Genomic DNA, 11,382 nt, shown 5'->3' with positions numbered 1-11,382 from the left:
AGCGAGTTCTTAGCGGCCCGTACCCCAAACCGACACAGGTGGTCAGGTAGAGAATACCGAGGCGATCGGGCGAACTGTGGTTAAGGAACTCGGCAAATTGCCCCCGTAACTTAGGGAGAAGGGGGGCCGGAGACGTGAAGCCCCGCGCGGGTGGAGCGTTGTATGGCCGCAGAGAGCAGGGGGAAGCGACTGTTTACTAAAAACACAGGTCCATGCGAAGAAGTAATTCGATGTATATGGACTGACGCCTGCCCGGTGCTGGAACGTTAAGGGGACCTGTTAGCTCTTCGGGGCGAAGCGGAGAACTTAAGCGCCAGTAAACGGCGGTGGTAACTATAACCATCCTAAGGTAGCGAAATTCCTTGTCGGGTAAGTTCCGACCTGCACGAATGGCGTAACGACTTCCCCACTGTCTCAACCACAGGCCCGGCGAAATTGCATTACGAGTAAAGATGCTCGTTACGCGCGGCAGGACGGAAAGACCCCGGGACCTTTACTATAGCTTGACATTGGTATCTGAATTAGCTTGTGTAGGATAGGTGGGAGCCGGTGAAGTCCATACGCCAGTATGGGTGGAGGCAATCTTGAAATACCACTCTGGTTGATTCGGGTATCTAACTTCGGACCGTTATCCGGTTCAGGGACAGTGTCTGGTGGGTAGTTTAACTGGGGCGGTTGCCTCCTAAAGGGTAACGGAGGCGCCCAAAGGTTCCCTCAGCCTGGTTGGCAATCAGGTGTTGAGTGCAAGTGCACAAGGGAGCTTGACTGTGAGACTGACAGGTCGAGCAGGGACGAAAGTCGGGACTAGTGATCCGGCACTGGCATGTGGAAGCGGTGTCGCTCAACGGATAAAAGGTACCCCGGGGATAACAGGCTGATCTTCCCCAAGAGTCCATATCGACGGGATGGTTTGGCACCTCGATGTCGGCTCGTCGCATCCTGGGGCTGTAGCAGGTCCCAAGGGTTGGGCTGTTCGCCCATTAAAGCGGTACGCGAGCTGGGTTTAGAACGTCGTGAGACAGTTCGGTCCCTATCCGCCGTGCGCGTAGGATACTTGAGAAGGGCTGTCCCTAGTACGAGAGGACCGGGACGGACGAACCTCTGGTGTGCCAGTTGTCCCGCCAGGGGCACGGCTGGTTAGCTACGTTCGGAAGGGATAACCGCTGAAAGCATCTAAGCGGGAAGCTCGCTTCAAGATGAGGTATCCCACCCACATTTGTGGGGTAAGGCCCCCAGCTAGACGACTGGGTTGATAGGCCGGAAATGTAAGCCCGGTAACGGGTTCAGTTGACCGGTACTAATAGGCCGAGGACTTGACTACCAAGCTGCTACGCGTCCACTGTGCAACTCTGAACAAACCACCACCCATGTTGTTGGGTTGGTTGACATGTTCATAGAGTTACGGCGGTCATGGCGGAGGGGAAACGCCCGGTCACATTCCGAACCCGGAAGCTAAGCCCTCCAGCGCCGATGGTACTGCACTCGGGAGGGTGTGGGAGAGTAGGACACCGCCGGACAATCCTTCAATTCAGGGCCACCCCACACCGGGGCGGCCCTGAATTGCGTCGTCCCCCGGAAACACCACGACGGACCGCCTCGGTCTCGTACCGTCGAGCCGGGACCGTCGACGCACGTCCGCCCGCCGGCTCGGTTGGCGCGAAACGTGACGTGCCGTACGCCGGGATCGTGATCGGGTCCGACCGCGCGGGGTACAGGAGTGGACATGGAGATCGGAATCATCGGGTCGGGGCACATCGGGGGCACCCTCACCCGTCGTCTGCGTTCACTCGGTCACGACGTCGCGGTGGCCAACTCCCGCGGGCCGCAGAGCCTGACCGACCTCGCCGCCGAGACCGGCGCCCGGGCGGTGCCGGTGGAGGAGGCCGTGCGGGGCGCCGATCTGGTGGTCATCGCGATCCCGGTGAAGGCGGTGCCGCAACTCCCTGCGGCGCTGTTCGACGGCAAGCTCGTGGTCGACGCCGACAACTACTACCCCCAGCGGGACGGGGACATCCCCGAGCTGCTGGACCGCAGTCTCAGCTCCAGCCGCTGGACGGCCGACCACCTCAAGGGCGCCCGGGTGGTGAAGGTCTTCAACAACATCCAGGCCGCGCACCTGATGGACGAGGGCAAGCCGGCGGGTACGGCGGGCCGGATCGCGCTGCCGGTGGCCGGTGACGACGCGGACGCCAAGCGGATCGTGATGGGGCTGGTGGACGAGCTGGGCTTCGACCCGGTCGACGCGGGCACCCTGGACGAGAGCTGGCGGCAGCAGCCGGACACGCCCGTCTACGGCACCGACCGGGACGCCGGCGGCGTACGCGAAGGGCTGGCCGCGGCGCGGCCGTGACAATCATGGGAAAGGCCCCGCCGGATACGTCCGGCGGGGCCTTTCTGCGTCTCGTGGATCAGTCGTCGCCCGGCTTCGGGGCGCAGATGAAGCGCGGCTCGGCGTCGTAGCGCCAGCTGAACTTCTCCCGCTTGAACACCTTGCCGTCCTTCTTGATGACCCGGTAGGCGTCCTGGGTGAACCCGACAGCGCCGGCGGCGGCGATGCAGGTCGGCCCGGGCGTCAGGTGGACCGTCTTCGGCTGGGTGATGTTGCGGCGCGGGCCGTACTCGGTCTTCACGCTGTCGTAGATCTTGGTGCTCCAGATCGAGACGGTGATCGAGCCGGACGTGTACGACGTGTCGATCAGGACGCCGTACGGCGTGTTGTTGCGGAACTTGAAGTCGAGCTGCGGCCAGTAGATGGTCGACTCGATCACCGCCGGGTAGCGGCTGAAGTAGAACGAGTGCGGCTTGTGCTCGACGTCCTCCAGCCCGGCGTAGTAGGTGGCGTTGAACAGCGTGGTGGTGAACTGGGAGACGCCGCCGCCGACGCCCGGCACCAGCTTGCCGCCGACGATCGTCGGCGCGTCCTTGTATCCCTGGTCGTAGCCGCGTTCGCCGGTGTGCCCGTTGAGCGAGAACGTCTCGCCCGGCTTCACGAGCGCACCGTCCACGTCCTTCGCCGCACGGACGATGTTCTGGCTGCGCGGTGACGAGAGGCCGCCGGGGAACTGGGTGGTGAACGTCGACACCCGCTCCTTGATGCCGAGCTTCGCCAGCTCCGCCTCGGTCAGCTCGGGGGCGGCCGGCTTCAGCTCGGCGGTCACCGTGCGGCCCTCGGCCTTCGGGAGCACCGCGAGCAGCGCCGGGCCGAGCGCGGCGGCGTCGACCTGGCGTCCGGCCTTGCTGGGCAGCACCTTCGGCTTGCCGCCGCTGATGGTCAGCCCGGCGTCCCGCGGCTCGACTTCAAGCTTCGTCAGCCGGTCCCCGAGCGCGGTACGCAGCCGCTTGACGTCGACCTTCGGGGTGAGCGTGCCGGCGTCGTCGGCGGAGAATCGCAGCGACCGGGCGATGGCGGCGGGCGGGACGGTGACCGAGCCGCCGTCGGTGGCGAGCGTGACCGGTGCGGCCACCGCCGGCCGGGCCAGCTCGGCGACGAGGCGGTCCACGTCCTCGCGAGTGGTCGCCGGCCACTTCTCGACGAGCGGCACGGTGACCGGCTCGGCGGCCAGCCACCCGGCCTTCACCACCGAGGTGGCGCCTTCGGTATCGATCGTCAGCGCCGGCTTCGGGTAGACCGGTTTCGGTGTGGTCCCGGTCCAGATGATCGCCGGCATGGTCATCTCACGCCCCTGCGCGCCCATCACCTTGCGCAGGGCCGCCCCCAGCTTGGCCTGGTCGACGGTCACCACCGGCTCGACCGCCCGGGAGCCGACGAGCCGGCTCACCGCGTGCGCGTCGGCCTCGGCAGCCGCCGCCACCGTCGCGTCAACGTCGATGGCGAGCCCCACCTCGGACGGCTTCAGCTCGGCCTTGTTCTCACCGACTGCGACAGCGAGCGGGGCGTCCAACTTGTCGGCCCGGCGTTCCAGCTCGGCGCGGAGCACCTGGGCCGCCTCCGCGCGGCTCCGCCCGCCCAGCTCGGTGCCGAGCACGGTGGTGCCGCGGGGCACGTCACCGGCGTACGCGTAGGCGCCCAGGCCGACGCCGCCGGCGAGCACGGCCGCGACGATCCCTCCGGCCAGCAGCAGCCGCGCCCGCCGCGAGCGTGTGGGCTTGGCCGCGCCGCCTCCGGGTGGTGTGGCGACCGGCTCCATCTCGACGCCGGGCCAGCTCACCGCCGCCACCTTGATGGTGGGACGGTCGTCGGCCGCCGGCATCTTCTCGCCGTACATCGTCACTGCAACCTCGATCGGAAGTACACGCGGGGACCGCTTCCCCCGCAGGAGACACCTACGGTAACCAACGCTCGGGCCCGCCGGGAGTGTCCGGTCCGGCGGTCGCGTCGGTTCACCGCCGGTGTCGCACCGATCACCCGTTTCGGGGCCGTGCCGTGGTGCGGAACGTGGCACGGTGAGATGGTGCGGACACAGGATCGGGTTCCGGCGTGCGGGGGCGGATGGCTGGACCGGGCGGCGGCGCGGCGCGCCGACGCGGACTGGCTGGCCGAGCGGCTGACCGACCCGGCGAGCGTCGTGCTGCCGCTGTGGCGGGACCGCTGCCTGGTCGACGGGGACGGCCCGGTCCGGCTCACCGGGGAGCGGGCGTCGACCGTCCGGGCCGCCGCGGGCGAAACCGTCTTCCTCGGGGTCGACGGGGACGCCGCTGTGTTCGCCGTCGATCTCTCCACGCTCGGCGAGCGGGCCGCCGTGGAGGCGGCCGCCGCGACGCGGGCGGCCGACCTGCGGGCGCTGGCCGGCCGGCTCGACCCGGCCGGGGCGGCCGTCCAGGCGTACGCCCGGGGGTTGCTGCTGTGGCACCGGCAGCAGCGATACTGCGGCGCGTGCGGCGCGGCGGCGGTCGCCGGTGGCGGCGGACACGTCCGGACCTGCGCGGACGCGGAGTGCGGGCGGCTGCTGTTCCCCCGGATCGAGCCGGCCGTCATCGTGCTCGTCGAGGCGCCCGGCCCACCGGGGCGCTGCCTGCTGGCCCGGCACGCCGGCGCGGCCGAGGGGGCGTATTCGACGCTCGCCGGCTTCGTCGAGGTCGGTGAGAGCCTGGAGGACGCGGTCCGCCGGGAGCTGGCGGAGGAGGCGGGGGTGACAGTCACCGACGTGATCTACCAGGGGTCGCAGGCATGGCCGTTCCCGGCCGGCCTGATGGTGGGTTTCCGGGCCGTCGCCACCTCCGAGCAGGTCCGTGTCGACGGCGTGGAGCTGCTGGAGGCGCGCTGGTTCACCCGGGCGGAGCTGCGGGAGCGGATCGCGTCCGGTCGGCCGCTGGGCCGGGTGGATTCGATCGATCACCTGTTGCTGGGCGACTGGCTGGGCGCCGAGGCGCCGGCACGGCCATCAGCAGTGTCGTGACCGCGGCCGTGGCGAGGGCCGCGACGACAAGACCGCCGACGGTACGCGGACGCACGATCGCGGCAACGGTCACCAGCGCGCCGGTGCCCAGCCACAGCGGCGCGGCCGGCCACCTGACGCCCCCGGCGAGACGGTCGTTGAGCAGGACGAACGTCACCGCGTAGAGCGCGCCGACGGCGGCGAAGAGCGGCGCGTACCGGCCGAGCGCCGTGTAGCCGGGTCCGCCGACGAGCCGGAAGGCAAGCCCGCCGGCGACTGCCGACGCGCCCACCAGGACCAGGCCGCAGGCACCCGTCACCGCGAGCGCGACCGTGCGGCTGCGGCGGTCCCCACGGGCCAGGCGTGGCAGGGCGAGGACGGCGGCGACCTGCGGCGCCCAGAGCGCGCCCTTGGTCAGGACGGTCCCTACCGAATACGCCCCGGAGCCCGGCGGCGGCAGCAGTTGCCGGGCCAGGAGCAGATCGGCGTAGGAGACGACGAGCATCGCCAGCGTCGCCCCGCACCCGGCGGTCACCTGGGCGACGGTCAGGCGCGGGGCGGCCGACGGACGCCGGGGCGTACCGGTGAGCCAGGCCAGCGCCGGGGGCGCCAGCGCGGCGGTGAGCGCCCCGATCGCGAGCGCGCCGGTCAGGCCCGCGCCGAGCAGCAGCCCCACGATCACCCCGCCGTAGCGCGCGGCGGCCAGCAGCGCCATCGCGACGGCGAGCCGCAGGAAGCGCTGACCGCCCTGCAACTCGCCGAGCGAGCGCGACGAGAGCACCACCGAGGCCGTGGTGACCGCCAGCAGCGCCGGTACCACTGCCGGCAGGTCCAGCGCGGCGACCAGCACCGGCGTCGCCACCAGCAGCGCCCCCGCGCACAGGGCGGCGGTCAGCACGGTGAGCCGCCGGGTGTCGGAAGGGCCGTGCCGGGCGTGGTGCACGGCGACCGCCAGTTGCAGGCCGAGCCCCGGCACACCGGCGATGGCCACCAGGCCGAGGGCGGTGGCGAGCGCGCCGAGGTCGTCCGCGGCGAGCTTCCGGGCGGCGAGCACCGGCACCAGGTAGGCCAGGCCGTTCACCAGGACACCGGCGAGCGTGACGGCGACGCCCGCCGCTCCCAGCCCGGTCCTCCGGCCGTCCGCCGGCTGCGGGCCTGGCCGGCCCTCGCTCACGTGATCTCCGAGACGCGGGACGCCGGGCCGCCGTCCGGGCCCGGCGCGACGTCCGGGCGCGGCCGCCCGTCCGAGTCGGGCTCGGCGCGACCGTCCAGGTCCGGATCCGGCTCGGCCTCACCGTCCGGCATTCGGCCCGCGTCGCGGTCCGTGGCCGGCTCGGCCTCGCCTTCCGGCATTCGGCCGGCGTCGCGGTCCGTGGCCGGCTGGGCGTCGCCTTCCGGCCCGAGGTCCGCGTCCGGCTCGGTGTCGCGGTCCTGCCCTCGGTCCGCATCGCGGTCCGCATCCCGGTCCCGACCCGGCTCAGCGTCGTGCGCCGCGCCCGGCCCGGCGTCCCGGTCCGGACCCGGCTCGACGTCGAGGTCCGGCCATCGGCCCGGACCCGCGCCTGGACCGGCGACGGCCCCGGCGAGGGCGGGGACGGGCGTCGGCCGCCCGGCCGGCTCCGGTGCCCGGGGAGCCGGCACGGCCGGGGCCGGGCTGATCCGGCGTACGGGCCGTCGGCGGGCGGTCGTGGAGAGCCAGAGCGCGCCCAGGGCGGCGACCGTCAGGAGTTGCGGCAGCAGGTCGGTGTGCCGGTCGCCCGATTCCAGATAGACCCACCCGGCCAGCGCCACGAGCGCGCCGGGGAGCCATGTCTCGGCCGCCCGGGCGATCCTCCGGACCCGCCGCGGGTCGCCGGTCCAGGGCAGGCGACGCGGCCCGGGTACGGCGAGCATGAAGCCCGCCGCGACCAGCAGGGCGCCGATGAGGCCGCTGTGGAGCACGAGCGCGGCGGCGCCGACTGCGAGCAGCGGCAGCGAGCGGGTGAGCCGTCGCCGGGCCGCCGGTGCGACGACGACCGCCCGATCCCCCGCGGGCCGGCGGTCGGGCAGCACCGCGAGCAGGACGACCGCCGCCAGCAGGACACCGCCGAGCAGCAGACCCATCCGGTACGGGGTGTCCGGCGTGAAGCGCAGCACCACGTCCCCGGAGACACCGGCGGGAAGGATCCAGCCCTGCTGCCAGCCGTCCACCACGAGCGGGGTGAGCGTCTTCCCGCCGACGGTCGCCTGCCAGCCGGTGTTGGTGTTCTCCCGGACCGCGAGCACCCGGTCGACGAGGTGCTCGGACACCCGTACCCGCCGCTCGGTGGCCGACCAGGAACCCACCTCGATGTCGCCGGCGGTGGCCGCCGCGGCGGGCGTCGCGGTCCGCGGCGCAAGCGCGACCCGGGTGGCGGTGGCGAGCGTGCCGGCCGTGGTGACCAGGCGGTGCTCGCCACTGCCCAGGTCGAGCTGCCGGGGCGTGTTCCGGCCACAGGCGGTGACCGGCATCTCGCGGAGCTCCAGCAGGTCGCGCACCGTGCCGGTGAGCGTGGTGGTGATCCGGGACGAGCCGACCTGGAGCGTCGGACCTGATCCGCAGGCCAGCTTCAGCGGTGTCTCCGGACGGGGTGCGACAGTGGTCCCGAGGGGCAGCACCGTCACCTCGCCGACAGCGATGGGCAGCGGCTCGGGCAGTCGCAGGCCGTACGGGTCGGTGCTGGTGGCGGACGGCTTGTCGAGGAACTGGATGGTGATCGAGTCGGTCCGCATCGGCGGGTCGAGCGTGAGCACGCCGTCGCCGGTGAGCAGGTTGCTGCGGAACCCGTCGTTGCCGACCACCCGGACGCTGCCGATCCGGGTGGCGGCGGTCCCGTCCTCGACGGTGAAGCGGATCCGGCTGATGACCTGCGGTTCGAGCCAGGTGAGGCGCAGGATCGGCGCCTCGTCGTTGAGTGCCGGCGACCAGCTCGTGGCCGGGTTGCCGTCGAGGACCGCGCCGGGCCGGCCGGCCGGGTCGGGTACCGCCGTCGAGGACGCGGTGACCTGCGGCGCGAGGCGCAACGGCTGGGCGTCGGCGACCAGCTTGTCCAGGGCGGCGTTCAGCTCCGGGCCGGGCGTCGGCCGCGCCCACAGCTTCGCGTCGTACGTCCCGGCCGTCGGCAGCGTGAATGTGCGGTCGATGGTGGAGGCGTCCTCCGAGCCGCGGATCGCGTCGGTGGAGCAGCGCGGACGGCCGTCGACGATGAAGCAGGCGGGCGTGGACGGCGCCGCCGACACGACCACGCCGGCCGGCTGGTCGGTGGCGGGGGCGGCGGGCAACTGGAGGGTCCGGCCGGTCTCGACGCCGGGGATCTTGATCTCGGTGATGCCGACCGTCTTGTCGCCGAACGGGCGCAGGTCGAACGCGGCGTCCACGGAGACCTCGACCTTGCGGGTGGCGTGCACGCCGGGCAGCTCGAAGACCATGTGGTCGCCGAACTGCTCGACGGTGCGGCTCTCGTACCCGGCGGTCACGGTGACTGTGGTGGGCAGGGCGTCGGCCTTCAGGTCGAACCACACCTCCACCCGGGTGACCCGGGTCGGGTTCGCCAGGTTCACCTCGATCCACTGCCTGTCGCTGCGCGAGTGCGGCGCCGACCGCCAGGACGTGGCGGTGTTCCCGTCCATCGCCGCGTACGGCTGGTATTCGGGCCGGGCGCCGCCGGTCGCGTCGATCTGGGAGCGGGCGGTCGAGGCGCGGATCCCGCTGATGCCCTCGAAGCGGGCGACCGTCGACCACTCCGGCCCCCAGTCGGGCAGGTAGTCGTGCGCGGGCGCGGACACCGCGAAGGTGTCGTCGGCGGTGAGCGTCTGGGAGGAGTTGTCGCGCAGCCGGCCGAACGAGACGTCGCGCCGGCGCAGCCCGTCGGTCATCACGACCCGCCCGGTGGTCTCACCGGCCTTCGCGTCGCCGGCCAGGATCGCGGGCGCGGCACCGAGCTGGCCCGAGGCGGCCAGGTCGAGCAGCGACTCGGGACCGCCGACGACAGTGGTCACGTCGTCGCGGTCGTACGCGACCACCGGCTGGACGGCCCGGTCCACCCGGTACACCTCAAGCGCCCGTCCGGGCACGTCCAGGCCCTGGTCGCGGAACTCGTCAGGGGTGTCGGAGCCGCCGCGTACCGGGCCGAAGGACACGACGCGGGTCAGGCCGGGCGAGCGTTCCAGTGCCTGCCGGACGACCGCCGGGCGGGCCGTGTCCGAGCGACCGTGGTCGAGGTCGGCGCGGAACAGGACGTGGCTGATCCCGGAGCGGGCGAGCAGGTCGGCCAGGCCGGTCGACCCGGCGCCGGTGGCGAGCGTCGACTCGATCGCGTCGAGCAGCCGGATCGTGGCGGGCGGGGTGAACGGGATGGCGTTGCGGACCGCCCACCGGCTGTCCAGCAGCGGCTGGGCGATCTCGTCGGTGGTGCTGCCCCAGTCGTACGTGGGGAAGCGCGCGGCGGGGACGACGAGCACGCGCCCGCGTCCGGTGTTCGCATCGAGCCAGTCGGTGGCCTCGTGCCAGTAGCCGGGCACATCCTTGACCGCGCCCGGCGTGGCCAGGCCACCGGCGAGTGCCGGTGAGGCGACGCCCGCGACCGCGACCATCGCGGTGCCGGCGGTGAGCCAGGCCCGGGCCGTGGCGCGGCCACGGCGCGGCTCGGGCGCGGTCCGGGCCGCGCGTACGGCGAGGCTGACCAGGTGCGCCAGGCCGAGCGCCAGCGGCAGGCGGAGCAGGACGTCGAACTTGTGCACGTTGCGCAGCGGGGCGCCGATGCCGTCGAGGAGCTGCTGCTGCGGCCCGGCGAGGATGTTCGGCAGGTCGCCGGTGTGCCCGAGACCGACGAGCGCGACGCCGAGCAGCAGACCGGTGATGAGGAACCGGCGGTGCGGCATCCCGCGCCGGGACAGGCCGAGCACTCCGAGCGCGGCGACGGCCAGGGTCGCCACGACGAGCAGCGTGTCGTTGGCCAGCCGGGCGCCGGGCGGGATGGTCGCGCCGAACGGGGAGGCCAGGTACGCGACCCAGTAGGAGGCGCCGCGCAGCGTCGTCACCGCGTCGGTGACGCTCGTGGTGTTGCGGGCGGTCTCGATGTAGTCGAGGAAGGGCGGGCTGTACCGGCCGAGGACCAGGAGCGGGATCAGCCACCACGCGGTGGCCAGGGCGACAGCGCCGCACCAGGCCGCGAGGGCGGTGACGCGGCGGCGCAGCGGCCGGAGCGTGGCGAGCCAGAGCAGGGCGAGCGGCACCACAGCGGCGACGGCTGTGGCGTTGACGCCGCCCGCGCAGGCGACGGCGACCGCCGACCCGGCGACCGCGCGGCGCAGCCGGGCGCCCCGGGCGAGTCCCACGAGCGGGATGAGCACCCACGGCGCGACGGCGCTGGGCCAGGACTCCACCGACGACCAGCCGAGCTGGGTCAGGATGCGCGGGGACAGCGCGAACGCGACGCCGGCGATCATCCGGCCGGCCGGGCTGCCGATGCCGAGCCGGCCGGCCAGCCGCACCACACCGAGGTACGCGACGCAGAACAGCAGCGCCCACCACAACCGCTGGACGATCCACGGCGCGATGCCCAGTTCCGTCCCGAGCAGGAAGAACGGGCCCATCGGCCAGAGATATCCGTACGCCTGGTTCTGGAGCTGGCCGAACGTGCCGGTGGGATCCCACAGGTGCAGCGAGCGCAGCAGCCAGCCGGCCGGATTGACGTTCAGGTCGACCTTGGTGTCCGGTACGACCTGCCCGGGGGCCTGCTGGAAGGCGAGGGCGGTGAGCGCGAGGCAGATCGTCAGGTGCCGGAATCGTCGCGCCGTCTGCCGGGCGCGGCCGGTCTCCCGGGCGGGGGTGTCAGTCCCCGTCGGCGACGTTGTCGTCCCGTCCGCACGCATTTTCGGCTCCCGTCTCCGCCGGCCGTACGCGCACCTGCAACATGACGCGTGTCGCGCGACGCTATCCGGACCGGACGCGCAGTGGCGACCTGGGGGCGCGGCGAGGCGTTATCAGGAGAACGGCCGTCCCCACGGCGTGTAAGCGTGTGGCAGG

4 protein-coding genes, 2 rRNA genes and 1 pseudogene (1 of these 7 only partly in view) are annotated in these 11,382 nt (G+C 72.2%); 4 read left to right on the top strand and 3 right to left on the bottom strand.

Annotation, left to right across the window (positions count from 1 at the left end):
- The 3 genes from O7622_RS03325 to O7622_RS03315 form a co-directional block, all read left to right on the top strand.
- Window positions 1-1,321: ribosomal RNA gene (locus O7622_RS03325) — 23S ribosomal RNA — on the top strand; it begins 1,789 nt to the left of the window's first position.
- Between the two features lie 79 nt (window positions 1,322-1,400).
- A 5S ribosomal RNA gene (gene rrf, locus O7622_RS03320) occupies window positions 1,401-1,517 on the top strand.
- A 206-nt stretch (window positions 1,518-1,723) separates the two neighbouring features.
- Window positions 1,724-2,350, top strand: coding sequence for an NAD(P)-binding domain-containing protein (locus tag O7622_RS03315; RefSeq protein ID WP_282311802.1), 627 nt, complete (start codon window positions 1,724-1,726; stop codon window positions 2,348-2,350).
- A 58-nt stretch (window positions 2,351-2,408) separates the two neighbouring features.
- Here O7622_RS03315 and O7622_RS03310 read toward each other — a convergent pair whose 3' ends face one another.
- Window positions 2,409-4,226: a VanW family protein gene (locus O7622_RS03310; RefSeq protein WP_282314021.1), complete on the bottom strand. Its 1,818-nt coding sequence runs from the start codon at window positions 4,224-4,226 to the stop codon at window positions 2,409-2,411.
- Window positions 4,227-4,412: 186 nt separating this feature from the next.
- Here O7622_RS03310 and nudC point away from each other — a divergent pair.
- Window positions 4,413-5,318 (top strand): annotated as a pseudogene (gene nudC / locus O7622_RS03305) (NAD(+) diphosphatase); the annotation flags it as partial.
- Here the strand turns inward: nudC and O7622_RS03300 are convergent.
- Both O7622_RS03300 and O7622_RS03295 read right to left on the bottom strand, forming a co-directional pair.
- Window positions 5,227-6,510 carry a polysaccharide biosynthesis protein gene (locus O7622_RS03300; RefSeq protein ID WP_282311801.1) on the bottom strand — a complete coding sequence of 428 codons (1,284 nt, stop codon included), beginning with the start codon at window positions 6,508-6,510 and terminating at the stop codon, window positions 5,227-5,229. The pseudogene nudC and the gene O7622_RS03300 sit on opposite strands and share 92 nt — an antisense overlap.
- On the bottom strand, window positions 6,507-11,228 hold the full coding sequence (locus O7622_RS03295; protein ID WP_282311800.1) for an alpha-(1->3)-arabinofuranosyltransferase family protein: 4,722 nt from the start codon (window positions 11,226-11,228) through the stop codon (window positions 6,507-6,509). Before O7622_RS03295 ends, O7622_RS03300 begins: the two co-directional genes overlap by 4 nt.
- Window positions 11,229-11,382 lie beyond the last annotated feature (154 nt).

It is taken from the genome of Micromonospora sp. WMMD1076 (genome assembly GCF_029581475.1).
GTDB lineage: Bacteria > Actinomycetota > Actinomycetes > Mycobacteriales > Micromonosporaceae > Micromonospora > Micromonospora aurantiaca.
This window is presented reverse-complemented; position numbering and strand designations above follow the sequence as displayed.